General features: G+C 41.5%; 21 protein-coding genes and 1 tRNA gene. 19 read left to right on the top strand and 3 right to left on the bottom strand.

Annotated elements, in window-relative coordinates:
• Window positions 1-5 precede the first annotated feature (5 nt).
• The 3 genes from J8L98_RS21880 to J8L98_RS21870 form a co-directional block, all read right to left on the bottom strand.
• Window positions 6-512, bottom strand: a complete 507-nt coding sequence (locus J8L98_RS21880; RefSeq protein WP_192506526.1) for a hypothetical protein — start codon at window positions 510-512, stop codon at window positions 6-8.
• A gap of 54 nt (window positions 513-566) precedes the next feature.
• Window positions 567-1,049 (bottom strand): globin, encoded by a 483-nt coding sequence (locus tag J8L98_RS21875; RefSeq protein ID WP_210998205.1) that lies wholly within the window; start codon window positions 1,047-1,049, stop codon window positions 567-569.
• A 289-nt stretch (window positions 1,050-1,338) separates the two neighbouring features.
• Window positions 1,339-2,118, bottom strand: coding sequence for a delta-class carbonic anhydrase (locus J8L98_RS21870; RefSeq protein WP_210998204.1), 780 nt, complete (start codon window positions 2,116-2,118; stop codon window positions 1,339-1,341).
• 198 nt (window positions 2,119-2,316) lie between these two features.
• Between J8L98_RS21870 and J8L98_RS21865 the strand changes: the two genes are divergently transcribed.
• The 19 genes from J8L98_RS21865 to J8L98_RS21775 all read left to right on the top strand — a co-directional run bounded on the left by J8L98_RS21865 (window position 2,317) and on the right by J8L98_RS21775 (window position 25,027).
• Window positions 2,317-2,393: transfer RNA gene (locus J8L98_RS21865), tRNA-Met, on the top strand.
• A gap of 261 nt (window positions 2,394-2,654) precedes the next feature.
• Window positions 2,655-3,110, top strand: coding sequence for a ribosome maturation factor RimP (gene rimP / locus J8L98_RS21860; RefSeq protein WP_210998203.1), 456 nt, complete (start codon window positions 2,655-2,657; stop codon window positions 3,108-3,110).
• 40 nt (window positions 3,111-3,150) lie between these two features.
• Window positions 3,151-4,653, top strand: coding sequence for a transcription termination factor NusA (gene nusA, locus J8L98_RS21855; RefSeq protein ID WP_210998202.1), 1,503 nt, complete (start codon window positions 3,151-3,153; stop codon window positions 4,651-4,653).
• A 24-nt stretch (window positions 4,654-4,677) separates the two neighbouring features.
• A complete protein-coding gene (infB, locus tag J8L98_RS21850) occupies window positions 4,678-7,326 on the top strand; it encodes a translation initiation factor IF-2 (protein WP_210998201.1) in 2,649 nt (882 codons plus the stop codon).
• Between the two features lie 111 nt (window positions 7,327-7,437).
• Window positions 7,438-7,836: a 30S ribosome-binding factor RbfA gene (gene rbfA, locus J8L98_RS21845; protein WP_010365895.1), complete on the top strand. Its 399-nt coding sequence runs from the start codon at window positions 7,438-7,440 to the stop codon at window positions 7,834-7,836.
• Window positions 7,836-8,771, top strand: coding sequence for a tRNA pseudouridine(55) synthase TruB (gene truB, locus J8L98_RS21840; protein ID WP_210998200.1), 936 nt, complete (start codon window positions 7,836-7,838; stop codon window positions 8,769-8,771). The genes rbfA and truB overlap by 1 nt, the downstream gene beginning before the upstream one ends.
• 108 nt (window positions 8,772-8,879) lie before the next feature.
• On the top strand, window positions 8,880-9,149 hold the full coding sequence (gene rpsO / locus J8L98_RS21835; RefSeq protein WP_010365898.1) for a 30S ribosomal protein S15: 270 nt from the start codon (window positions 8,880-8,882) through the stop codon (window positions 9,147-9,149).
• Window positions 9,150-9,373: 224 nt separating this feature from the next.
• Window positions 9,374-11,500 carry a polyribonucleotide nucleotidyltransferase gene (pnp, locus tag J8L98_RS21830; RefSeq protein WP_010365900.1) on the top strand — a complete coding sequence of 709 codons (2,127 nt, stop codon included), beginning with the start codon at window positions 9,374-9,376 and terminating at the stop codon, window positions 11,498-11,500.
• Between the two features lie 107 nt (window positions 11,501-11,607).
• The gene (gene nlpI / locus J8L98_RS21825) at window positions 11,608-12,486 is read left to right on the top strand and encodes a lipoprotein NlpI (protein ID WP_210998199.1); all 879 of its coding nucleotides are present in this window, start codon (window positions 11,608-11,610) and stop codon (window positions 12,484-12,486) included.
• 34 nt (window positions 12,487-12,520) lie between these two features.
• Entirely contained in the window at window positions 12,521-13,603 is a 1,083-nt protein-coding gene (locus tag J8L98_RS21820) for a hypothetical protein (RefSeq protein ID WP_210998198.1), read from the top strand.
• 262 nt (window positions 13,604-13,865) lie between these two features.
• Window positions 13,866-16,658, top strand: a complete 2,793-nt coding sequence (locus tag J8L98_RS21815; protein WP_210998197.1) for a monovalent cation/H+ antiporter subunit A — start codon at window positions 13,866-13,868, stop codon at window positions 16,656-16,658.
• Window positions 16,658-17,005 carry a Na+/H+ antiporter subunit C gene (locus J8L98_RS21810; protein WP_010365909.1) on the top strand — a complete coding sequence of 116 codons (348 nt, stop codon included), beginning with the start codon at window positions 16,658-16,660 and terminating at the stop codon, window positions 17,003-17,005. The genes J8L98_RS21815 and J8L98_RS21810 overlap by 1 nt, the downstream gene beginning before the upstream one ends.
• On the top strand, window positions 17,002-18,519 hold the full coding sequence (locus tag J8L98_RS21805; protein ID WP_210998196.1) for a monovalent cation/H+ antiporter subunit D: 1,518 nt from the start codon (window positions 17,002-17,004) through the stop codon (window positions 18,517-18,519). The genes J8L98_RS21810 and J8L98_RS21805 overlap by 4 nt, the downstream gene beginning before the upstream one ends.
• Entirely contained in the window at window positions 18,520-19,056 is a 537-nt protein-coding gene (locus tag J8L98_RS21800) for a Na+/H+ antiporter subunit E (RefSeq protein ID WP_192506538.1), read from the top strand.
• Window positions 19,050-19,319, top strand: a complete 270-nt coding sequence (locus J8L98_RS21795; protein WP_010365913.1) for a K+/H+ antiporter subunit F — start codon at window positions 19,050-19,052, stop codon at window positions 19,317-19,319. The genes J8L98_RS21800 and J8L98_RS21795 overlap by 7 nt, the downstream gene beginning before the upstream one ends.
• 8 nt (window positions 19,320-19,327) lie before the next feature.
• The gene (locus J8L98_RS21790; RefSeq protein WP_192506539.1) at window positions 19,328-19,660 is read left to right on the top strand and encodes a Na+/H+ antiporter subunit G; all 333 of its coding nucleotides are present in this window, start codon (window positions 19,328-19,330) and stop codon (window positions 19,658-19,660) included.
• A 196-nt stretch (window positions 19,661-19,856) separates the two neighbouring features.
• Entirely contained in the window at window positions 19,857-21,977 is a 2,121-nt protein-coding gene (locus J8L98_RS21785) for a methyl-accepting chemotaxis protein (RefSeq protein WP_210998195.1), read from the top strand.
• A 220-nt stretch (window positions 21,978-22,197) separates the two neighbouring features.
• The gene (locus J8L98_RS21780) at window positions 22,198-24,111 is read left to right on the top strand and encodes a DNA topoisomerase III (RefSeq protein WP_210998194.1); all 1,914 of its coding nucleotides are present in this window, start codon (window positions 22,198-22,200) and stop codon (window positions 24,109-24,111) included.
• Between the two features lie 58 nt (window positions 24,112-24,169).
• Window positions 24,170-25,027, top strand: a complete 858-nt coding sequence (locus tag J8L98_RS21775) for a tetratricopeptide repeat protein (RefSeq protein ID WP_210998193.1) — start codon at window positions 24,170-24,172, stop codon at window positions 25,025-25,027.
• Window positions 25,028-25,401: the final 374 nt, after the last annotated feature.

Raw genomic sequence — 25,401 nt, 5'->3', positions numbered from 1 at the left:
TTAGGCTACTGGCATTGCTCAATTAGACTGCGCAAATGTGCACCAATATCTTGGCTTTGACTACGCCCGTCTTGCAGTACTTGCGCTGCTTTTTCTTGTAGCTCATTTAAGTTATATTCAGACAATAAGGTGCGTAGATAATTAACCGTGTCAGCACCTTGTTGAAGCAGTTGTGGAATACTTTCTAATGATATTTCCGACTCAGATAAACTACCAATTGTTTCAGCGAGCTTAGATAAGTCGGCACTATCTTGCAGGGCACCTTCAACTTCAATAAGTGCCCCCATTGGATCCGCGTCCAGTTGCTTCGCAACGCACGCGGCAACAGTGCCCTTTTCAGCCGTTGAAGAAAACGTTGCTAAGCCTTGTTCTCTAATTGCTTCAATAGCTGATTTTAGCTCATTATTTTGTGATAAATACTGCTCTTCAATTTGTGTTTTTGATGACTCAAATACATCGCAAGCCGTTACCGACAATAATAAAAACCCCGATAAAACGAACGCTCTTTTCATAACCATTCTCTTTGCGTAAACTCAAATGCAGTCTACTTTGCTGGCAAGGAAAAGTCATCTTAAGGTCGATATTTGATGCTGTTTTTGCTGTCTAAAATGTTGCAAATTAACAACGTTAGTTGTATTAAACGCGACGCTTTTGATTATATTGGCAAACATATGAAGGGCTTTTCGCCAAGCATTACGTAATGCCAATGTAAATTGCCGTCCCAAATGAAGTTGCAGTGTTTCCAGCATTGTATGGCATATCACCGCAATGTCGTACTCGCTTAACCTGAGAGTATGAAAATCTGATTTGTATTGTTGAACCAAATCAACCAGCGCGTTTTGCTGTGGTAACAATGCAATTGCCTCGTGTAAAAATGTATGAATACGGTGTTCAATGTTGAGGAGGTATTTAGGTGAGTTGGGAACAACAAGCTGTAAATCGTATCTTTTAAGCTGGCTATGCAAGCTAACACAAAAACAATGAAAGTTAGGTTTTAACGTAGCAAATGACTGCGTTAATAGTTGGTATTGATAAGGAGAAATACTCATAATCGCCTCTTTGTCGATTAAAAGCGCGTCCGTTTGCTTGGATGGAAGAATCATTTTCAGATGACTGCAAACCTGCGTTTGAATTATCAGAAAAGAACCAAACGTGATAGCTGTGGTACAACCGAACCCAATGACTACCTCGAGTTTAAATTGACTATTTATTGAACTCTTGACCATCAGTATAGAAGTGAAGCGAGCAGATGTGAATGATTAATTTATGGGGGTTTTAGGTTTTTAATAAAAAGGCAGTAAAATACATACTTTTCTGCCTCTATTCTTTTTTGTAAAATTAATTAATTGGCGCTAGTAGTTTTGGGTCGGTTACTAGCTTACGAACACCATGCGCGTGATCTTCTTCAAACTCATTGCTTTCACACCATGTTGCGAGTGTATTGATGTCAACTTTGGCACAAGCAGGGCGTACGCTCCAGGTGACTTGTAGCGGTGAGCATTGTTGTGCTGTGTAGCTAGGGCCGGTGGTTGAGCCTAAAAATTCTACAGGTTTACCCGTCGTATCAGGAATGTGTTTTGCTTGGTGATATCCGTTTACAACATTACCGTCGTAATCAAGATCGTTGAAATCAAGCGCATTTTCATCATTAACGACCATGAATACTTGTGTTTCTACACGTAATTGTGGATTAGCACATTTGTCACTTAAACATGAGCCTAGACCCTTACCAGGTGTAACATCACAAGAACTGTGAACCCAGTGGACTTCAATGGTGTCACCAGGTTTGACATTTTTGCATACTTTTCCTTTGGGCGCTTTCAATTCGGCCGCAGTTAATGAGCTGGTGGCATTACATTGATACCCGCCATATTTACTATCACCAGCAAAGACTGAAAAGTCTTTGGCTTTATGCTCTGCATTTTTGTGAAAATGAATGTTACACAGGTTCATTTCTTCGCTATCAGGTGCTTTTGAGAATACCCGTTTGTTTTCGCCAAGTAGATTATCAATATCACGAGGTGTTTGTGGTCCATACCCTTCACAACTTGAAGCAATGGCTTGTCCCGCAAATGCTAATGATAGCGCTGTCAATATCGACACTGTTGCTTTTTTCATAATAGTTTCCCTGTAATGTTAAAATTGCGATATTATATCGCAGCTTACAGCGATATGTAATGTTTTGATAAAGAAAATTACCTATTTTAGGGTCTTTGGTGATTTAAATAATAGAATTAATCGTTGTTGTAAGGTTGCTTATTAATGGAACACTCCTTATAATACTGCGCATATTTTGCAGTGTTTGCTGCACATTGGCGCGGGATGGAGCAGCCTGGTAGCTCGTCGGGCTCATAACCCGAAGGTCGTCGGTTCAAATCCGGCTCCCGCAACCAAATTCTAAAAGATACTTTGTATTTTTTAGATGTAGCGCGCATTCTATGTAATGCGCGTTTTGCGTTTAAGCGTTTGCTTAATTCGGCTGTTAAGCCCGCAACCAAGTAAGGCCTTTGGCCACACAGTTTTGTTTTAGGTGTGACGCCCCGCTTGGTTCGGGGCGTTGTTGTATCTAGTGCTTTGCTTTTAGCAGGGTTGGATACTAAACAGCTAGTATAATTGGGGCTTAAGCCCTTTTTTTGTTTGTATGGAGGAAATTTGTGACAAAACTCGAGCAAGATTTGACCGTAATGTTAGAGCCAGCTGTAGAAGCACTCGGTTTTGAATTGTTAGGTCTAGAGTTTGTGCAAGCCGGTCGTCATTCTACGTTACGTGTCTACATTGAAAATGAAGGCGGTGTTTCAGTAGATAACTGTGCTGATGCAAGCAGACAAGTAAGTGCGATTCTTGACGTCGAAGACCCGATTACAAACGAATATGATTTGGAAGTGTCTTCTCCTGGCGTTGATAGGCCACTCTTTAAGTTGGCTCATTATGAGAAGGCACAAGGTGAAGAGGTACGAGTACGTACTAAATTACCACAAGATGGACGACGCAACTTTAAAGGCGATTTAGTCGCAGTTAGCGCCGATATGGTCACGTTAAAGATCGATGGTAACGAACATTTCATTATGCTCAGTAACATCGAGCGTGCAAACATCATCGCAAAATTTTAAATATTGAGTGCGAAGGACAAGGGCAAGCGAGGCATTACCTATGGCAAAAGAGATATTATTGGTGGCAGAAGCCGTTTCCAATGAGAAGGCAGTCCCAAAAGAAAAGATTTTTGAAGCGTTAGAGTTTGCTCTGGCGACTGCAACGAAGAAAAAACATGACGGTGATATTGAAGTTCGTGTTTCAATTGATCGCAAAACAGGCGAATACGATACGTTCCGTCGCTGGATGGCAGTAGATCCACAAGAAGATGGTTCATTAGAAAATCCGTACTCAGAAATAACCCTTGAAGCTGCGCAGGTTGAAGAGCCTGAAACACAACTTGGTGATTTTGTTGAAGAGCAAATTGAATCAATCAAATTTGACCGTATTACAACACAGATGGCAAAGCAGGTTATCGTACAAAAAGTACGTGAAGCTGAGCGTGCACTTGTTGTTGAGGCTTACAAAGATCAACAGGGTGAACTGGTTACAGGTGTCGTTAAAAAAGCAACACGTGATGCCATTGTTATGGATTTAGGAAATAATGCTGAAGCAGTGATTTACCGTGATGATATGCTACCACGTGAGAGCTTCCGTCCAGGTGATCGTGTTCGTGGTTTGCTGTACGAAGTAAAACCAGAAGCGCGTGGCGCTCAATTATTCGTAACACGTTCAAAACCAGAAATGCTAATGGAGCTGTTTCGCATTGAGGTGCCAGAAATTGGCGAAGAAATGATTGAAATTCGTGGTGCAGCTCGTGATCCGGGTTCTCGTGCAAAAATTGCAGTTAAATCAAATGACAAACGTATTGATCCGGTGGGAGCGTGTGTTGGTATGCGTGGCGCACGTGTGCAAGCTGTTTCTACTGAGCTTGGTGGAGAGCGTGTTGATATCGTATTATACGATGATAACCCTGCACAGTTTGTTATCAATGCAATGGCGCCAGCGGAAGTAGCTTCTATCGTAATGGATGAAGACTCTCGCTCAATGGACATCGCTGTCGAGGCTGATAACTTAGCTCAAGCCATTGGTCGTAATGGTCAAAACATTCGTCTAGCGAGTCAATTGACTGGCTGGGAACTCAATGTAATGACAGTCGAAGATATGGACGCAAAGAACTCGGAAGAGTCTGATAAACTCGTTAACTTGTTTACGCAAAACCTAGATATTGATGATGATTTTGCTGGTTTATTGATTAACGAAGGTTTCTCAACGCTTGAAGAAGTCGCATATGTTCCAGTTGCTGAGTTTTTAGAAATTGACGGCCTTGATGAAGACACCGTTGAAGAACTGCGTAATCGTGCGAAAGATGCGTTAACGACTAAAGCACTTAAAACAGAAGAAAGCCTTGAAGGTGCAGAGCCTGCTGAAGACTTGTTAGCATTAGAAGGGTTAGAGCGTCATTTGGCATTTGTTATGGCAAGTAAAGGTGTTGTTACCCTTGAAGACTTAGCAGAGCAGGGAATTGACGAGCTGGTAGAAATTACAGAGTTATCAGAGCAAGATGCTGGGCAGTTAATTATGGCTGCACGTAACATTTGTTGGTTTGGTGAAGACGAATAATTTATTAACGGAGTAACACACACTATGGCAGAAGTAAGCATTGAAAAACTAGCCGAGACTATTGATACAACTGTTGATAAATTGCTGCAGCAATTAAACGATGCAGGGATCACCAAAGGCGAGACTGATAGTGTTACTGAATCTGAAAAGGCTCAGTTACTTGACCACCTAAGTAAACAGCATGGTGGTAAAGGTGCTGAAGGCCCTGAACGCATGACTTTGCAACGTAAAAGCAAAAGCACATTAAATGTGAAAGGCTCTACGGGTAAAGATAAAGCAGTTCAGGTTGAAGTACGTAAAAAGCGTACTTACGTGAAAAAGAGCACTATTGACCAAGAAAAAGAGCAAGAACGTCTAGCAGCAGAAGAAGCTAGCCGTAAAGAGGCTGAATTAAAAGCACAGCAAGCCGCTGAGCAAAAGGCCAAAGAAGATGCTGAGCGTAAAGCAAAAGAAGACGCTGAGCGTAAAGTTAAAGAAGAGGCAAAGCGTAAAGCTGAAGCTGAGCGAAAAGCCAATCAACCGCAGGACAAGAAAGTGGATAGTGCGAAAGTTGAAAAAGACCGCCTAGAAGCGGAGCGTCTGCAAAAAGAAGCAGAAGAGGCAGCATTGATAAAAGCTGAAGAAGAAGCGAAGCGTCAAGCAGAAGTGGCGCGTAAACTAGCTGAAGAAAATGAAGCTCGTTGGAAAAAAGAAGAAGAGGAACGCCGTCGTCGCGAAGAAACGGCTGACCATCACCTGACAACATCAACTTATGCACGTGAAGCAGAAGATGAGTCAGATGCACGCGAAGAGAAAAGTGCGCGTCGCAAGAAAAAGAAAAAAGCACCTGCAAGAGCCGAAGCGCCTTCAAGAGGCCGTAAAGGCAAGCTAAAAGCGCCAGCTTCTTTACAACATGGTTTCCAAAAACCTGTTGCAGATGTGAAACAAGAAGTACGTATCAGTGAAACAATTGCTGTTGCTGAACTAGCTTCTCGTATGGCTGTAAAAGGCACTGAAGTCGTTAAAACGATGATGAAAATGGGTGACATGGTTACGATTAACCAAGTTATCGACCAAGAAACAGCACAACTAGTTGCTGAAGAAATGGGTCATAAAGTAGTTCTAGTAAAAGAAAACGAGCTAGAAGTACAAGTACTGAATGACCGTAGTGAAGTTGAATCAACTGAATCACGTGCACCAGTGGTAACGGTAATGGGTCACGTTGACCACGGTAAAACGTCAACGCTTGATTACATTCGAAGTGCAAAAGTAGCGTCTGGCGAAGCCGGTGGTATTACACAGCACATTGGTGCATATCACGTTGAAACGGAAGGCGGCATGATCACCTTCTTAGATACTCCAGGACACGCAGCGTTTACGTCAATGCGTGCACGTGGTGCAAAAGCAACTGATATCGTTATCCTAGTTGTTGCCGCAGATGATGGTGTAATGCCTCAAACAAAAGAAGCTGTACAACACGCTAAAGCAGCGGGTGTACCTTTGATTGTTGCTGTGAACAAAATGGATAAAGAAGGCGCTGATCCAGATCGCGTTAAGAACGAACTAGCACAGCTAGACGTTATCCCAGAAGAGTGGGGCGGCGATACGCAATTTGCACACATCTCTGCAAAAGCGGGTACTGGTGTTGATGAGTTGCTTGAAGCGGTGCTAATGCAATCGGAATTATTAGAGCTCACTGCACCAACGCAAGGTATGGGCGCAGGTGTTGTTATTGAATCACGTCTTGATAAAGGTCGTGGTCCTGTTGCAACCGTACTTGTTCAGTCAGGTCAGCTTAATCAAGGCGATATCGTTTTATGTGGTCTTGAGTATGGTCGTGTTCGTGCAATGCGTGATGAAAACGGTAAAGAAATCAAAACTGCTGGTCCGTCAATCCCTGTAGAGATCTTAGGTCTTTCTGGCGTACCTGCAGCAGGTGATGAAGCGACTGTTGTTAAAGACGAGCGTAAAGCGCGTGAAGTAGCATTGTACCGTCAAGGTAAATTCCGTGATGTTAAACTAGCGCGTCAGCAAAAAGCGAAGCTAGAGAACATGTTCAGCAACATGACAGAAGGCAATGTGTCTGAAGTAAATGTTGTATTGAAAGCGGACGTTCAAGGTTCAATTCAGGCGATCGCTGATTCACTTGTTAAACTCTCTACAGATGAAGTTAAAGTGAAGATTGTTGGTAGTGGCGTAGGTGGTATCACCGAAACTGATGCAACACTTGCGGCAGCTTCAAATGCAATCATTGTTGGCTTTAATGTTCGTGCTGATGCATCTGCGCGTAAAGTCATTGATTCAGAAAACCTAGATTTACGTTACTACAGCGTTATCTACAGCTTGATTGAAGAAGTTAAGCAAGCGATGTCTGGTATGTTGGCACCTGAATTTAAGCAAGAGATCATTGGTCTTGCTGAAGTTCGTGATGTATTTAAGTCACCAAAAATTGGCGCAATTGCTGGTTGTATGGTTACTGAAGGTATCGTTAAGCGCAGCGCGCCTATTCGTGTACTTCGTGAAAACGTGGTTATCTATGAAGGCGAGCTTGAGTCACTACGTCGCTTTAAGGATGATGTACAAGAAGTACGTAACGGTATGGAATGTGGTATCGGTGTTAAGAACTACAACGATGTTAAAGTTGGCGACCAAATCGAAGTATTCGAGACGGTTGAAGTTCAACGTACATTGTAAACCATTGCTATAATAATGGTTGAAATGGGGGCACTAGCCCCCATTTGTTCGTTTAAAACTAATTAAACTTATTATTGTTTTTCAATAAGTTAAAATTTATAAGTGGTGAAGATGAGAGAATTTTCTCGCACAGATAGAGTTGGCCAGCAAATCCAAAAAGAGATTGCTGTGATATTGCAACGCGAAATTAAAGACCCACGCTTAGGCATGGTGACGGTTTCTGCGGTTGAAGTATCAAGAGACTTATCTTACGCAAAAATCTTTATTACGGTATTGAATACCAGTGATGAAGATAAGACTAAGCAGAGTGTTGCCATCTTAAATGATGCAACGGGCTATATTCGTTCTATTCTAGGTAAGCGTATTCGTGCGCGTATCATGCCAGAACTACGTTTTGTGGTAGACAACTCGTTACTTGAAGGTATGCGTATTTCAAATCTCGTTGATTCAGTAATTCGTGATGATAACGAAAAGCGCGGACCTGAGTCATCGGAGGATGAGCAAGAGTAATGGCAAGACGTTCAAAAGGTCGTCCGGTTGATGGCATCGTGCTTTTGCATAAACCTGAAGGGATCTCGTCCAATAAAGCGTTGCAGCAAGCGAAAGGCATTTACTTTGCGCAAAAAGCAGGTCATACCGGTGCATTAGATCCACTGGCAACAGGCATGCTACCAATTTGTTTTGGTGAAGCGACCAAGTTTACACAGTTTTTATTAGATACTGATAAAACCTATGTTGTGCGTGCCAAGTTAGGCGAACGCACAACCACCTCTGATTCTGACGGTGAAGTGGTTGAAACACGCCCTGTAGATATCACACTTGATGGTTTACAAAAAGAAATCACAGGTTTCTTGGGTGAAACTGATCAGTATCCTTCAATGTACTCAGCATTAAAATATCAAGGTCAGCCTTTATATAAATATGCCAGAGAGGGCATTGAAGTTCCGCGAAAATGTCGAAAAATAAATGTATATAGTCTAACGCTTGATGAATATGACGCTGAGAATGAAGAAATTCAGATGACAGCGCATGTATCTAAAGGCACCTATATTCGTACTATCGTGGATGATTTAGGTGAAAAGCTAGGGTGTGGTGCGCATGTCATTATGTTGCATCGTTCGAAAGTGGGCCATTATCCAAGTGAGCAAATGGTTACCATCGAACAGCTAGAAGCAAAGCTACAACAAGCAAAGGCTGAAGGGGTTGAACCTTCCACATACCTAGATGAATTACTGTTGCCGATGGACACTGCTTTGGTCGATTTACCCGTAGTGGAGATCTCAGCGGAGCAAGGTGTTGCATTCAGCCATGGTCAGGTTGTGGTGTGCGGCACGGTACCTGAGGGCATTATTAAAGTGGTTGCAGATGGGCAGTTTATCGGTATTGGTGAACGTAATCCTGATGGCCATTTAAAAGCCAAACGCGCACTGGCAACTAACCAATAGTTTTTTCTAGTCTCACGCGGCGAATATTGCTATACTGCGCGCCGCTTACTCGCTTTTGCTGAATTAGTGATCGGCTTAAGCACAATTTAAATTAATTTTGGAGTTATTATGTCACTAAGTACTCAAGAAAAAGTAGAAATCGTTGCTAAATTTGCACGTGTTGAAGGCGACACTGGTTCACCTGAAGTACAAGTAGCACTTCTTACTTTCGACATCAACAAGCTACAAGGTCACTTCGCTGATCATAAGCATGATTTCCACTCACGTCGTGGTCTTCTTCGCAAAGTTAGCCAACGTCGTAAATTACTTGATTACCTTAAAGGTAAAAACGTTGAGCGTTACTCAGCGCTAATCAAAGAGCTTGGCCTACGTCGCTAATCTTTTGATTGATTGTTGGCTTTTTTAGCTAACATTAAAAAAGGGGCTTTCAAGCCCCTTTTTTTGTGGGTGTTCTCCACGTATACTAACACCCGCTTAGCATTGGGCTAAGTCAGCGCCAGCGCTTTTGCCAATTGTAGTGCTTAAATAGATTGTTTAGTCTATTTAAGACTGTAATTGGTACTAGTTGGCGTCTATATTTTGTTTTATTTAAGGAAATATTTGTGCAAGCAATTATTAAAGAATTTCAACTAGGCCAACACACGGTCACAATCGAAACTGGCGCGATTGCCCGTCAAGCAGATGGTGCAGTATTAGCAAGCATCGGCGATACTTCAGTACTTGTTACTGTTGTAGGTAAGCGTGACGCACAACCGGGTCAAGACTTCTTCCCACTAACAGTAAACTACCAAGAGCGTATGTATGCTGCGGGTCGTATCCCTGGTGGTTTCTTGAAGCGTGAAGGTCGTCCAAACGATGGCGAGACATTGATTGCGCGTCTTATTGACCGTCCAATTCGTCCTCTTTTCCCGAATGGCTTTGTAAACGAAGTACAAGTTATTGCTACGGTTGTTTCTGTTAACCCTGAAATCCAACCTGATATGGTTGCGATGATCGGTACTTCAGCCGCTCTTGCTATTTCTGGTATTCCATTCAGTGGCCCAATTGGTGCTGCACGCGTTGGTTATATCGATGACCAATATGTACTAAACCCAACTTTAAAAGAGCTTGAAGAAAGTAAGCTTGACCTTGTTGTTGCAGGTACTGAAAACGCGGTACTTATGGTTGAGTCTGAAGCAGACGTATTACCAGAAGACGTAATGCTTGGTGCAGTTGTGTATGGTCATGAGCAATCTCAAGCGATCATCACTGCTATCAATGAATTTAAAGCTGAAGCAGGTAAGCCTACTTGGGATTGGACTGCACCAGAGAAAAACGTTGCAGCGTCAGACAAAGTTGCAGCACTCGCAGCTGATAAAGTAGGTGCAGCTTACTTGATCACAGACAAAGTAGAGCGTAAAACAGCGCTAACTGCAGCAAAAGAAGGTGTGGTTGAAGCACTTACTGCTGAACTAGCTGAAGGCGAAACGTTAGATACGCAAGAAGTTGGTAAATTATTTGGTGCATTAGAGAAGAACATCGTACGTAGCCGTATCATTGCTGGCGAGAAGCGTATTGATGGTCGTGAACCAGATATGGTTCGTGCACTTGACGTAATGACAGGTGTGTTACCACGTACTCACGGCTCTGCTATTTTCACTCGTGGTGAAACTCAGGCGCTAGTTACAGCTACTTTAGGTACGGAACGTGATTCACAGTTAATCGACGATTTAACTGGTACACATAAAAACCACTTCATGCTTAACTATAACTTCCCTCCATTCTGTGTAGGCGAAACCGGTTTTGTTGGTTCTCCTAAGCGTCGTGAAATCGGCCACGGTAACCTTGCAAAGCGTGGTATTCAAGCTGTAATGCCAACATTGACAGATTTCCCATACTCTATCCGTGTGGTATCTGAAATCACAGAATCAAACGGTTCTTCTTCAATGGCTTCTGTATGTGGTACGTCACTTGCGCTAATGAATGCTGGTGTACCAATCAAAGCATCTGTTGCGGGTATCGCGATGGGTCTAGTTAAAGAAGAAGAAAACTTTGTTGTTCTTTCTGACATTCTAGGTGACGAAGATCACTTAGGTGACATGGACTTTAAAGTAGCGGGTACTGAAGCGGGTATTACTGCATTGCAGATGGATATCAAGATCGAAGGTATCAACAAAGAGATCATGCAAATTGCACTTAAACAAGCTAAAGCAGCACGTTTACACATTCTATCAGTGATGGATGAAGCAATTGCAGCACCTTCAGAAGAGCTTTCTGAATTTGCACCTCGTATTTATACAATGAATATCCCACCGAAGAAGATTGCGGAAGTAATTGGTAAAGGTGGTGCTACAATTCGTCAGTTAACTGAAGAAACGGGCACAACGATTGAAATTGAAGACGATGGTACGATCAAAATTGCAGCAACAGACGGCCTAAGTGCGAAAGATGCTATCTCTCGTATTGAAGCGCTTACTGCTGAACTAGAAGTTGGCACTATCTACAATGGTAAAGTTGTACGTATCGTTGACTTCGGTGCGTTTGTAAACGTATTACCAGGTAAAGATGGCCTAGTTCATATTTCACAGATCAGCCCTGAGCGTGTTAACAGCGTAGGCGACCACCTAACTGTTGGTCAGGAAGTGAAAGTTAAAGTACTAGAAGTAGACCGTCAAGGTCGCGTACGTCTGAGCATTAAAGAAGCGTTAGAGCAATCAGCTACGCCAGCGCCAGAAGCGCCTGCTGAGTAATTTTGTGTAAATAAGTTATTTACTGTGTAAAAGGGGGCTGATTGGCCCCCTTTTTTATGTTCTAATGTTGGTTCACCTATTGTTTTTAGGCTAGCAAAAGGAAGGATATGAATTTAAAATCCATCATAGTTTTACCCCTTATATTAGCAGGGCTAACTGGTTGTAACTCGACGACAGAACAGATTAAAGCATCTATCGTAACAGTTCCTTTTAGTGCGCCTCTACAGACTAACTTTCGCAATGAAATTAGTGTCGCGCGTTATTCGGAATTATTGCTGGCAACAGATTTACCGACAGAGCAAAGAGCACAGCTTTATTACAATCGAGGTAGACTTTACGATGGTCTAGGTTTAAGTACTTTAGCAAGAATTGATTTCAATCGAGCAATAAAGATGAAACCTGACTTAGCCGAAGCTTATAACTTTTTAGGCATTCACCACACTCTACTGCAAGAGTATGGAAAAGCATATGAAATGTTTGAAGCAGTTTTAGAGCTTGATGAACGTCATGAATATGCCTATTTAAATCGCGGAATTGCATTGTACTACGATAACCGTATAGATTTAGCAAACGATGATTTTAGTGCCTTTCTAGAGCGTTCTCCACAAGATGCATACCGCGTCATGTGGCTGTATTTGGCACAGTTAAAACACGACCCAATTATTGCTAAAGCGAATTTAAAAGCGAATCAGCAAGCAATAAACGATGCAGAATGGTCATCACAACTTGTTAAATTGTATTTAGGCGAGCTATCAGAAGAGCAGTTTTTGCAACAAATTAGTGTCGGTGTAAAAAATCAGCAAGAGTATTCGGAACGTCTATGTGAAGCGTATTTTTATTTAGCAAAACTGTATCAATTCCAAGGTAATGAGCATATCGCAGCTGACTTTTTTAAATTAGCATTATCAACGAATGTATCTGAGTTTATTGAGTACAAATACGCACGTTTAGAATTAGATATTTGGGCCAGTGAAAACGCAAGCTAGACAGATATTTATTGCGATAAGCTGTTTGCTTTTAATGGCCCAAAGTGGCCATTACCCTCAGTTAGCAACGCCTTATGAACGCTCCAACTTCTTGACCCAATTTCCAAATGCTTTTTATCAATTAGACAATACGTTAGCGCTTAGGGAACTGCCAAATAAAACCATCAATGCATTGTTGGTATTAGAGGTACCTGATATTGGTTTTGAATGGGCCATTAGACATGCCAAAAGGGATGATTTTAAATCAAGTAAATTGTATTGGCAGCGTTATTTGCAAGAAGTCTCTCAGTCGCAATTTGTGCGCTTAATTGAGGTGTTTAAAAAGGCCAATAAAGTCAATGTACTGACTGATATAGCGGCGCGTCGGGTGTTACCAGTATTTTATCAAGATTGGCTTGCGCTGCACCATGGAGTGTCACCTCTGTCGCTAAGCTCGTCACGACTTTCGGCGCATAGCGTGATTACGCCATCAACTCAGAGCTATTTTTCAAATCACTGTGTCAATAGAGTTTTATTACTGACAGACCATTTCTTAGGGCTAGATGAATTAAACTCTCTCAGAGAGCAATACAACGTGGCGCCTGAGCCAAGTGCTATGAGCTACTGCTTTAGTGAGCCTATGTATATTGGCAATGTCATGGAATGTTCACGTAACAACAGAGCGTTTGCACAGTGTAAATTTGAATTACTGAGGAATGAATTTCCAGACTTAGAAAGTCAGGCGGATAAGTTTATTGTTATGACTCAAAAAGGGCGAGCAAATGTTCGCGGAAATATTATGACATTAAATACAGACAGTAAATATGCGGTATTTTTACATGAACTGATGCATTTTAGTGGCTTTGAGGATGAGTACCCAGTACCTGAGGCTAAGGCACTTTGGTTATGTGCGACTCAGGGGCAGCATGCACCAAATCTATATGTCGGTGCATCTGAAAGTGCGCCACAAGGGTGGCGAAAAAGTAATACATGTAACAGAGGTCGATTACAGTCTTATAAGCCAAATAATAAATGGAGTATTATGGAATATCAAAGTAGACCGCTTTCTGAACAATATAGAATGTTATGGCAACAGGCTATTAGGATGGAGCATGGGGGAAAGCGCTCGATTAGGTAGGCTGATTTGAATATCTTCTTTAAATAAAAGTATGCGGATTTTGTGATATATGAAATATATCTGAATTGTTTGTTAATCTTGGCTAAAATAGAACCAGCTAGAACCTGAAACTATAGACAACTCAAATACTAATGCAGTATAACTATGGTTAGTTTTGTGTGGTGAAAATGAACATGACTTTCTTTTACATTGCACACGAAGCAGCACACTAAATATGGTGTACGGTCGTACTTAGACGACGTAATAATAAAAGGTTTACTCTATGACTTTGCTTTGGATACCCTTGCTATCCTTATTCGGCAGTATTATTTCTTCATTAACGGGTAAATTAACACGTAATCAATCGACTGGGTTGACCTTGTTAATGCCAGTTATTGCACTCGCGATGACAGTAAACTTGGCCCCGGCTGTGTTTGCCGGTGAAGTGATCCGCTATAGTGCGCAGTGGGTGCCTTTGTTGGGGCTTAACTTGTCGTTTAGGCTCGATGGACTCGCTCTGTTATTTGTTTTTATGATCTTAGGTATTGGTATATTAGTCATTTTTTATGCGCGCTATTATCTGAGCTCTAAAGATTCTATGCCCAAGCTCTATGCATACTTAATGCTATTTATGACGGCTATGTTAGGCATTGTTATGTCTAACAATGTTTTACAATTGTGGTTGTTTTGGGAGTTAACCAGTATCAGCTCATTCTTGCTGATAAGTTATTGGTGGCATAAATCAGAAGCACGCAAGGGCGCTCGTATGGCGTTAACTATCACTGGTGGTGGTGGTTTAGCATTGTTGGCTGGTTTGCTATTACTTGGTGATATAGTTGGTAGCTATAATTTAGATACCATCCTTGCGAGTCGGGCTATTATTCAAGAGCATGCTTTGTATGAAGTGACGCTTATTCTCGTACTGCTTGGTGCTTTTACAAAATCAGCACAGTTCCCATTTCACTTCTGGTTACCTCATGCAATGGCAGCACCAACACCTGTAAGTGCTTACTTACACTCTGCAACGATGGTCAAAGCAGGGATCTTCCTATTAGCTAGATTCTACCCAGCATTGGCGGGCACTGAACTTTGGTTTATTTTAGTTGGCTTGACAGGCCTTGCAACGCTCTTATTTGCTGCCTATGTTGCGCTTTTTAAACATGACCTAAAAGGGTTACTTGCCTATTCTACAATTAGTCACTTAGGTTTGATCACCTTACTATTTGGGTTGGATACAGAGCTTGCGACCGTTGCTGCTATTTTCCATATTATTAATCATGCAACCTTTAAAGCGTCGCTGTTTATGGCAACGGGTATTATCGATCATGAAACCGGCACACGCGATATGCGAAAGCTCAATGGCATGTGGCGATTTATGCCGTACACAGCAACCCTTGCGATGGTTGCAGCCGCAGCAATGGCGGGTGTACCGCTATTGAATGGTTTCTTATCTAAAGAGATGTTCTTTGCTGAGACATTACATCAGCAATTACTTGGTTCTATGTCATGGTTAGTGCCTGTGTTGGCGACGGTGGCGGCGGCATTCTCTGTTGCGTATTCAGCTCGGTTTATTCATGACGTATTCTTTAATGGAGAGCCTGTGGGGTTACCTAAAGAGCCTAGTGAGCCACCTCGTTATATGCGCATCCCTATCGAAGTGCTTGTTGCGCTTTGTTTGGTTGTTGGGATGTTCCCGCACTTTGTGGTGGATGGCATTTTGAAAGCAGCCTCGACAGCGGTACTCGGTGGTTATGTGCCTGAGTTTAAAATTGCGATTTGGCATGGCTTTAATTTACCTCTGTTAATGAGTGGTATTGCAGTGTGTGGTGGTTTATTGATCTATACGCAGCGTAAATATTTATTTCAATTTCAAGCATCGCTTCCCCCGTTAAATGCTAAGAAAGCGTTTGATGGTAGTGTTTATGTCATGATCAAATGGTGTCAGCGTAAAATTAGTGCCATTGAGAATGGTTCTTTACAGCGTTATCTTATGCTGATGTTAGTGGTTGTGCTCATAAGTGCGGGTTGGCCTTTATTTGAAATGAGTCAACTTGTTGGAGGCAAGCAACCAACACCGGTGGATGTCCACAATGGGATTGGTGCAGCCTTATTGATGATAGGTGCAATTGGCACCGTAATCTGGCATCGCTCACGCATGGTATCGTTACTGATGATATCAGTGGTTGGTTTGATGGTATCGGTTGCATTTACACGTTTCTCTGCGCCTGATCTAGCGCTGACGCAGTTAACGGTAGAAGTGGTAACTATTATTTTGCTGATGCTTGCTCTGTTCTTTTTACCACAGCGTTCGCCAAAAGAATCAAGTTCAATACGGGTATTACGAGACTTAGGTATTGCATCAGCAATAGGGGTTGTGGTTGGCAGTATTTGTTATGCGTTAATCACACGTCCTCTTGAATCTATATCTGATTTTTTCTTAGCCAATGCCAAGACTGGAGGGGGGGGGACTAATGTGGTTAACGTCATCCTCGTTGACTTCCGTGGTTTTGATACGTTAGGCGAGATTTGTGTGCTGGGTATAGCGGCTCTGGGAATTTATAAGTTATTGGTAAATCTTCCGCTATTTATGCCAGGCAGTGATAGTGAAGGTCGACCTTGGGCAAAAGAGCGCTATCCGCTGTTGTTGGCGAGTATTTCGCAGTCACTATTACCACTTGCGTTACTTGTGTCGTTTTATATTTTCCTACGAGGTCATAACTTACCTGGTGGTGGATTTATTGCAGGTCTAGTAACGGCGATTGCGTTTATATTGCAATATATTGCGCATGGTTCGCACTGGATAGCTGAGAGATTAACGATTAATTATCGTAAAATTATTGCCTCGGGTATCGCAATAGCGTTATTAACAGGGGTTGGGAGTTGGGTATTTGGTCGTCCATTTATGACAACTTGGTTTGAGTATTTTGACATTCCATTCATCGGAAAAATAGAATTAGCGAGTGCATTGGTGTTTGACTTAGGTGTTTATATTACAGTTGTTGGTGCCACGTTAATGATCCTTGCAAGTTTAGGTAAGCTAACAGCAAGTGCACATAAAGATGAGGTGAAGGTTTAATGGAACTATTATATGCATCCTGCGTTGGGCTACTTGTAGCCTGTGGCGTGTTTTTAATTTTGCGTTCCCGTACATTCCCTGTTGTACTTGGACTGACAATGTTGTCATATGCCGTAAATCTATTCCTATTTTCATCGGGGCGGTTAAGTTTGAATCAGGCTGCCGTATTAGGCTATAGCACTGACTACGCAGACCCATTACCTCAAGCATTGGTGTTAACTGCAATTGTAATTGGGTTTGCGATGACCGCTTTTGTTGTTATTTTGGCAATAAGGGGTCGGGCTGATTTAGGAAATGACCACGTGAATGGTCAGGTACCTGACAAAGATAAAAAGGGCAAAGCATGATCCAGCATTTGACATCTTTACCTGTTTTACTGCCTATGTTGGCAGGTGTTATTTTATTAATGCCACCGTGTGGTAAAAATGTGGCAATAAGACGAATTGCATCGGTTGTGATGGGCGTTATCACCTCTTTAGTATCGATTCTATTATTGCTCCAAGTTCAGCAGTACGGCACGTCAGTTTATGCTATTGGTGATTGGTCTGCTCCATTTGGCATTGTGTTAGTCGCGGACCCATTGTCGACATTACTGGTGTGTTTAACGAGTATACTTTGCACCGTATGTGCTTTGTATGCCAGTGCTGGTGATGATGAGGATGGAAGCTTTTTTCATCCACTTTTACACTTTTTACTGCTTGGAGTGAATGGCGCTTTCTTAACGGGTGATGCTTTTAATTTATTTGTATTTTTTGAAGTCTTACTTATCGCATCATATTCACTATTAATGCATGGCGGAGATAAGCGGAATACCCGTGCTGCCTTACAATACGTTATTATGAACTTAGTTGGTTCAGCGGTGTTTCTGATAGCATTAGGTGTGCTGTATGGTGTGCTGGGGACGCTCAATATGGCAGATATGGCGCAAAAAGTAACATTTTTAGAAGGGGATGATGTTTATTTAGCCAAAATTGGTGGCTTGCTATTATTGGTGGTTTTTGCATTGAAAGGTGCCCTTTTACCGCTGCATTTATGGCTACCAAATACCTACGCCACAGCGATGCCTGTCGTTGCTGCTTTGTTCGCGATTATGACGAAAGTCGGCGTGTATTCTATGATGAGAGTATACACATTGATTTTTGGTGATGAAGCGGGAGAGTTAAGTCATATGGCACAAAATTGGTTATGGTGGTTGGCGTTAGCCACTATTATCATGGGAGCCATAGGCGTACTAGCAAGTCAAGATCTGCGTAAATTGGTTGCTAATCTGGTCATTGTATCTGTCGGAACGCTTGTTGCCTTAGTTGCAGTCCAAACTGTCGAAGCCAGTGCTGCCGCAATATACTATTTAGTTCATTCAACATTGGTAACAGCAGCTTTATTTATATTAGCAGATTTAATCGGTCGGCAGCGCGGTAAAGTGGCAGATAGGATCACGGTAGGCAGGCCCGTCACACAACCAATCCTTCTTGGGTTTGGTTTTGTTGTTGCAGCGGTTGCTGCGATTGGTATGCCACCGATGTCTGGTTTTATTGCAAAGATTTGGTTACTGAAAGCGACGTTTGATAGTGAATATGGCATGGTGTTTTGGCCGTTGTACTTATTGGCTAGCTTAGCTTTATTAGTCGGAATCTCAAAAGCCGGTAGTACTGTTTTTTGGCATCATAAAGGCAATACAAATGATAGCCATGAGCAGGTGAGAGTCCACCCTGCACAATTAATTGCGTTGATTATTTTGCTTTCAAGTGCGCCACTCATGGCATTGTTTGCAGGCCCTGCAAGTGAGTATGCATTAAATGCAGCTACAGCATTACATGATTTTCGAGGCACAATATCAACTATATTAGAAGGAGGTCAGTAAATGCGTTTAGAAGCTCGTTTTAGTTGGCTACCGACCCCGTTTCGTAGTTTATTGTTATTTGTTGTATGGCTGCTTCTTAACAATACATTGTCACTTGGGCATATTGTATTAGGTACCATACTCGCCATTTTGATTCCATTGGCAACATACCCATTTAGAACACCTCAACCGCTAATTGTGAAGCCAGGCTTAGCTGTGCGTCATTTGTTATTGGTGCTTTATGATATCATTACCGCCAATGTACAAGTTGCTATCTTAATTCTTGGGCCGACAAAAAAACTCAATCCAGGTTTTGTTAAGGTGCCGTTAGATTTAACGCATAGTATGCCGATTACCATTTTGGCGAGTACAGTATCTCTTACGCCAGGGACCGTCAGTGCCGAAGTGTACCCTTGGTTAGAGTCTTTACCTGAAGGCGAAGACCCAAGCGAACGGTACTTATTGATCCATGTATTGAATTTACAAGATGAACAGGCTTTGATACAGACAGTTAAGCAGCGATATGAAGCGCCGTTGAAGGAGATATTCGAATGCTAGAAACGGTAATTTTGATAGTTTTTGCCATGATAGGTATCTCACTGTTACTAAACCTATGGCGTTTGGTTGTAGGACCCTCAGTACCAGATAGAATTTTGGCATTGGATACGATGTATATTAATAGTATTGCATTAATTATTTTATATGGAATGAGTATGGGCACAGCTTTGTATTTCGAGGCGGCATTACTTATTGCGATGCTGGGTTTTGTTAGCACCGTGGCTGTATGTAAGTATTTACTACGTGGCGATATAATAGAATAGGGGCAGTTATGGCTGAGTATATTATTTCAATATTGCTTTTGATTGGTGGGTGTTTTGTTTTGGTCGGTTCAATTGGGCTAGTTAAAATGCCTGATTTTTTTATGCGTTTGCATGGGCCAACAAAAGCCACTACTTTGGGAATGGCCAGTCTGCTAACCGCGGCAATGGTTTTTTTTAGTACCACAGGGGAAAGTTTGAGTTTAAAAGAAATACTGATTTCTATATTTCTTTTACTTACAGCTCCAATCAGCGGGTATATGTTAATTAAATCTGCAATTCATCATAAACTTGAAAGTATTAAACGCACATCAGGAAAAGACAATATCGAAGATGACGTTTAGGTCACTTGTTATCGAAAAATAAAATAAAGCGAGGCTGATTTGATTGGTCTCGTTTTTTATTTAATGGGTATGAATTTTTACATTTTGTATACTAAGTTGAGAAAATACGCGCAATTTTTTATTTAACCTCTTGTCATTGCTGAAATAATTAATTAACTTCAATGGGGGTGTTAAACAAGTCATGTTAAGGTTAGCTATGAAACAAGTGTCTATCCGTGGGAAATTACTGGTTTTTGTTGGGATTTTAGTTTCGGTGTTGGTTACTACGTTAACTGTGTTTACGTGGCTTCATCTAAAAGAAGAAAATACGGTTCAAAACGATAGAGTACAGCAGGTTCTATTTACTGAAATCCAGCATAACTTAACCGCTCAAAGTGAATATTACGCTCAAAGGGTTGCTGGCTTTATTAATGAAGCGTACCGGATCCCTTATACGTTTGCAGGTGTTTTAAATAGCACCAGTGTTAGCGCTCCATTAGATAGAGAAGCTGTACAGCTAGCACTTAAAGGGGCACTTGCTCAGAATAAATCTGTTTCATCTATGTATGCTCAGTTTGAAAGCAATGGCTATGATGATTTAGATAATCAATATACCTCAGGTGCGTCACATTCCGTAAAGGGAGCTGGCACGCTGGAATTGTATTTTACGCAAGACGCATCCGGAGTTACTCAGCAAACAGTGGCATCTGCAGGCGATAAATATCTTGATAGGCGTAATGAATTTGGTTTACGTGAAGCTGAGTGGTATTTATGTGCGAGGGATAAAAATGCACCGTGCATCATGGAGCCTTACTTATATGAGGTTACACCTGGAAATAACACTTTGATGACGTCCTTAACAGTCCCTGTGAATAGTGGAGGACGATTTAAAGGATTAGTAGGTGTCGATGTGAATCTACCTATTTTTCAGCAATTAGTTGATGAACTGTCGAGTACATTATACGACGGAAAAGCCAAAGTTACGCTGTTAAGTGAGTTAGGTCTTGTGGTCGGGGCAAGTCATTATGATAAATTGGCAAGACCTTTAAGTGAATCAATTAGAGAAACGCGGGCCAATAAATTAAAGCTTTTACATCGTGGTAAAGGCTTTGTTCAATTTGAAGACGACATTGCTGTCGCCGTGCCTATTGATATTCCGTTGGCAGATACAACCTGGTCATTAGTTATTGAATTGCCTAAATCAGCTGTTTTAAACAATGCAAATAAGTTGGCTGAGGAATTAGCTGAATCGACAGATGCACTTGGTCAGTGGATGATGATCGTTGGGTTGATGATTGCAAGTATAGGTATTGCAGTAACGGTGATATTGGTTAATACCATTATTAAGCCATTGACACATATTCAAAATAGAGTGGAAAATTTAGCGTCAAGTGAAGGTGATCTAACCCATGCACTGGAGGTCAGTGAACATGCAGAGCTAATAGCCGTTGCGAAAGGGTTTAACGCATTTACAAATAAGCTGAGAAATATGATTGATGATTTGAAACTACTTGCAGAGCAATCCTATCAGCAATCGTTCAATACCACCGAAGTTGCCATAAATATAAAAAACAAAGTAGCGAATCAACATATTGAGATAGATAGTGTGGTTACCGCTATTAATGAATTAAGTGCTACAGCATCTGAAGTTGCACGCTCTTCAGAACAGGCGGCAAGCAGTACAAATGATGCAACAAATCAAGTACGAGAAAGTGAAGCCGGTATTATAAAAACGACTAAGACGGTGCAAGGGATGGCATCACAAGTCTTAGAAGCAAAGCAAGCAATTATTAAGGTAGCTGAACGCAGTCGGGATATATCAAAGATACTTGATGTGATTAGAGCCATTGCGGAGCAAACTAATTTATTAGCCTTAAATGCGGCAATTGAAGCTGCAAGAGCTGGTGAGCAAGGTCGTGGCTTTGCAGTTGTTGCGGATGAAGTACGCGCGTTAGCGTCTAAAACTCAAGCATCGACGGATGATATAAGTAAATTGATCGATAACTTAACGTCTGAAGTAGCAAGCTCTGAAAAGATTATTGAAAGCTCCGTAGCTCAAGGCGAGCAAGCAGTAAATTATAGCCAGCAATCATCACATGCAATGAGCTCGATGGTGTCGGCGCTGACGAGTATCTCTAATGAGGTGACTCAGATAGCGACCGCCGCAGAAGAGCAAAGTATGGTAACTGAGGAAATAAATACCAATACCACCAGTATCGCTGATGCTGCAGCTGAGTTGTCACTATTGGCCGATCAAGTTGAGCAAGCTGCGAGTATGATGACTGAAATCGTTGAACAAAAGCATGCTCAGCTTAATTTGTTAAAAACGAAGCAGTAGCGATTATCTTCTTAAGAACAATAAGTTAAGAGTTTAGGTTCACGATAATATTATATGTGTGTATCGTTTCAACCTGTGTATTTTAATGGTATGCAGTGAGCTCGGTATACATAAGCACAACCGATATTGTTTTATTCTTTGATTTCGATGCTAGCTTCTATACAAAACTTAGAATAGAATAACTGTTAATTTATACAGTTATTCTATTCTAAGCACACATATGAAACTTTATATTGCTGAAAAACCATCGTTAGGCAGAGCGATTGCAGATGCATTGCCCAAGCCACATAAAAAACAAGATGGTTTTATTGAAACCAGTGATGGCAGCATTGTTTCATGGTGTATTGGCCATCTACTTGAACAAGCGCAGCCAGATGACTATGACCCTAAGTATAAAAAGTGGCAACATCAAGACTTGCCTATTGTACCAACAGAGTGGCAATTTAAAGCGAAGCCAAATACAAAAAAGCAGCTTAGTGTACTTAAAAAGCTAATAAAAAAGGCTGGGACGATTGTGCATGCTGGCGACCCGGATAGAGAAGGTCAATTGCTTGTTGATGAAGTACTCCAATATGTAGGGTTATCCGAACGACAAAAACAAAGTACGCAAAGGTTGCTTATTAGTGACTTGAATATTCAAGCGGTTAAAAAAGCCCTTAATACACAGCAATCTAATCAGAACTTTGTGCCGCTGAGTGTATCTGCACTTGCGAGAGCCAGAGCCGATTGGTTATATGGCATGAACTTAACGCGTGCTTATACTCTTGCAGGCCAAAAGTCAGGGTTTCAAGGCGTGTTGTCTGTAGGGCGAGTGCAAACACCTGTACTAGGTCTGGTGGTGAGAAGAGACGCAGAAATTGCAGAGTTTGTGTCAAAGCCATTTTATGAGGTTTTTGCGCATTTACAGACTGAAGACAAAAGTCGCTTCTGTGCTAAATGGCAGCCCAGTGAAGCGTGTGCGCCCTATATGGATGAAGAAAAACGCGTCTTAGTTCAAAGGCTAGCTGAAAATGTGGCCGCGCGGATAAAAGACCAAGAAGGTGAAGTCACTGCGATTGAGAAAAAGCCTAAAAAGCAGCTTGCGCCTCTACCGTATAACTTATCAGCATTACAAATAGATGCCAGCAAAGCATTTGGCATGTCGGCTAAACAGGTGCTTGATGTGTGTCAGGGCCTATATGAAAAACACAAACTCATTACTTACCCACGTTCAGATAACCGATACTTACCTGTGGGGCACTATAAAGAAAGGGAAGCGGTCGTAGCGGCGGTTGTAAATAATAACGGGTGTGAGCAATCTAAAGTAGATGCCGCCAACCTGTCATTAAAATCAAAATGCTGGAATGACAAAAAGGTAGCTGCACACCATGCCATTATTCCGACCAGTAAAAAGCTGAAGTCAGCACAACTTGGTTATCAAGAGCAGCAAGTATATGGGTTAATTTGCAGGCAATATTTAGCGCAATTTTATCCCGCATTTAGTTATGATGAAACGAAAGCTGAGATTATGATCTGTGGTGGTTTATTCGTTGCGAAGGCGAAACAAGTCAATGAGATTGGCTTTAAAGTACTGTTTGGTAAAGCCAGTGACGATGAGGATAACTTATCTACTTACTTACCACCTTTGGTAAAAGGGCAGCGCTTACATTGCCATGATGCCCAAGTGCAAGAGAAGCATACTCAGCCGCCACAATATTATACCGATGCAACACTTTTAGCGGCGATGACGGGGATCAGTCGTTACGTTAAAGATAAAGACATTAAAAAGATATTGAAAGAAACAGATGGCTTAGGCACTGAGGCCACACGCGCAGGTATTATTGAATTGCTATTTAAGCGTGGGTTTTTAGCACGCAATGCTAAGCAGATCAGATCAACAGAGTTAGGGCAAGCAATGATCACGATGTTACCTGAATCACTAACGCTCCCCGATAGAACCGCGTTATGGGAATTCTATTTAGCACAAATAGCCAATAAGGAATGTAGTTACCAAATGTTTATGGACCCTCTGTTGTCTCAACTGAGTGAGTTTGTCAGTGATGCATTGGTCGCAACTAACCCTGATTTGAAAGGACTATCTAAACCGCGAACGTTTAAGCGTAAAACTCGAAAGCGGGCAAAGGCGAAAAGTTAAGCTTGTAAATAAGATTTTTGACACTATATAAGAAGAAAATACATCACAGAAAGCAAATATGAGTAACCAAATTCAATTAACGCCTGAAAATATTCAACAAACATTGGGTGAGCAAAACCAAGAAAAATTAATACTGCTTACTTTCTTCAGTGGACAAAACCCCGATTGTGTTGCCCAAGCGTCTATTTTGACTAACCTAGCTGTGACTTATACTGACCACATTATTGTCGCGACGGTAGACTGCGATTTACAACAAGCATTAGCAGGCCAATTAGCTCAGCAAATAAACTTGCAAGCTTTACCCACATTAGTGATGCTAAAAAATGGTGCGCCTGTGGAAATGCTGCCGGGTGCGCAAACTGAAGAAGATATTAAAAAGGCGCTTGCCAATCATTTACCAAAGCCTGAAATGCTATTGTTAGATCAAGCAAAGCAAGCACTGCAAAGTGATGACCAAAACAGTGCTTTTAATTTTGCTAAACAAGCGTATGAGATAGACCCAACTAATTCACGGGTTAAACTTGTATTGGCAGATATCTGCATTCAGATCCAAAAGCTAGATGATGGTCAAGCGTTGCTTGATAGCATTTTAGATGAAGAGCGTGATGCATATTACCAAAACTTAGTGGCTAAATTAGCACAAGGACTCCAAGCGCAAGAGTCTCCAGAAATTCAAACTCTGAGCAAAGCATTGGAAGCTGAACCTGATAATAATGATATTAAAGTAGAACTAGCCTCATTATTTAATGATACGGGCAAAAAAGAGCAAGCACTTGAGTTATTGTTTTCTGTACTCAGAAAAGATTTAAATTTTGGTGACGCTAAAAAACAGTATTTAGATATTGTTGCTTCTTTACCTGATGGTGACGCAATTGCTGCAACATTTCGCCGAAAGCTATACAGTTTGCTGTATTAACTGTAATTGGCGTTATTTTATTTATAAAAACCATTGACGAAAGTTGATGGTTTTTTTGTTTTAAAATTTGCGTATTTAAAAATATCGCTAATACTTAAGCTCCCTCGTAGAAAAAACAGCCTGAAATATGACTTTATTGTTACTTTTCTATTGTTTTTGATAGGTTTGGTTCGAATGTTGAGCGAATGCCGTGTTTTTGCAATATATTTCAAATAAACGCTTGCGCTTTTTCTTCATCTCCCTATAATGCGACCCCACTGACACGGAGCGCTACGCTAAATTAGCAAAGCAAAACGCAGTCAGCGTCGAGTAAAACTTAAATTTAAAAACTTTTAACTTTAAGTGTTGACAAAAAAATAGGAAAGCGTAAAATG

Source organism: Pseudoalteromonas sp. MMG013 (genome assembly GCF_018100885.1).
GTDB classification, from domain to species: Bacteria; Pseudomonadota; Gammaproteobacteria; order Enterobacterales; family Alteromonadaceae; genus Pseudoalteromonas; species Pseudoalteromonas aurantia.
The sequence above is the reverse complement of the archived record's forward strand: the minus strand, read 5'-3'. Positions and strand labels throughout refer to the sequence as shown.

Excerpts from the sequence above, each read along its gene's own strand:
- J8L98_RS21880 (WP_192506526.1), bottom strand. The coding sequence starts at position 512 with ATGAAAAGAGCGTTCGTTTTATCGGGGTTTTTATTATTGTCGGTAACG.
- J8L98_RS21875 (WP_210998205.1), bottom strand. The coding sequence starts at position 1,049 with ATGAGTATTTCTCCTTATCAATACCAACTATTAACGCAGTCATTTGCT.
- J8L98_RS21870 (WP_210998204.1), bottom strand. The coding sequence starts at position 2,118 with ATGAAAAAAGCAACAGTGTCGATATTGACAGCGCTATCATTAGCATTT.
- nusA (WP_210998202.1), top strand. The coding sequence starts at position 3,151 with ATGGCAAAAGAGATATTATTGGTGGCAGAAGCCGTTTCCAATGAGAAG.
- infB (WP_210998201.1), top strand. The coding sequence starts at position 4,678 with ATGGCAGAAGTAAGCATTGAAAAACTAGCCGAGACTATTGATACAACT.
- rbfA (WP_010365895.1), top strand. The coding sequence starts at position 7,438 with ATGAGAGAATTTTCTCGCACAGATAGAGTTGGCCAGCAAATCCAAAAA.
- truB (WP_210998200.1), top strand. The coding sequence starts at position 7,836 with ATGGCAAGACGTTCAAAAGGTCGTCCGGTTGATGGCATCGTGCTTTTG.
- rpsO (WP_010365898.1), top strand. The coding sequence starts at position 8,880 with ATGTCACTAAGTACTCAAGAAAAAGTAGAAATCGTTGCTAAATTTGCA.
- nlpI (WP_210998199.1), top strand. The coding sequence starts at position 11,608 with ATGAATTTAAAATCCATCATAGTTTTACCCCTTATATTAGCAGGGCTA.
- J8L98_RS21820 (WP_210998198.1), top strand. The coding sequence starts at position 12,521 with ATGGCCCAAAGTGGCCATTACCCTCAGTTAGCAACGCCTTATGAACGC.
- J8L98_RS21815 (WP_210998197.1), top strand. The coding sequence starts at position 13,866 with ATGACTTTGCTTTGGATACCCTTGCTATCCTTATTCGGCAGTATTATT.
- J8L98_RS21810 (WP_010365909.1), top strand. The coding sequence starts at position 16,658 with ATGGAACTATTATATGCATCCTGCGTTGGGCTACTTGTAGCCTGTGGC.
- J8L98_RS21805 (WP_210998196.1), top strand. The coding sequence starts at position 17,002 with ATGATCCAGCATTTGACATCTTTACCTGTTTTACTGCCTATGTTGGCA.
- J8L98_RS21800 (WP_192506538.1), top strand. The coding sequence starts at position 18,520 with ATGCGTTTAGAAGCTCGTTTTAGTTGGCTACCGACCCCGTTTCGTAGT.
- J8L98_RS21795 (WP_010365913.1), top strand. The coding sequence starts at position 19,050 with ATGCTAGAAACGGTAATTTTGATAGTTTTTGCCATGATAGGTATCTCA.
- J8L98_RS21790 (WP_192506539.1), top strand. The coding sequence starts at position 19,328 with ATGGCTGAGTATATTATTTCAATATTGCTTTTGATTGGTGGGTGTTTT.
- J8L98_RS21785 (WP_210998195.1), top strand. The coding sequence starts at position 19,857 with ATGAAACAAGTGTCTATCCGTGGGAAATTACTGGTTTTTGTTGGGATT.
- J8L98_RS21780 (WP_210998194.1), top strand. The coding sequence starts at position 22,198 with ATGAAACTTTATATTGCTGAAAAACCATCGTTAGGCAGAGCGATTGCA.
- J8L98_RS21775 (WP_210998193.1), top strand. The coding sequence starts at position 24,170 with ATGAGTAACCAAATTCAATTAACGCCTGAAAATATTCAACAAACATTG.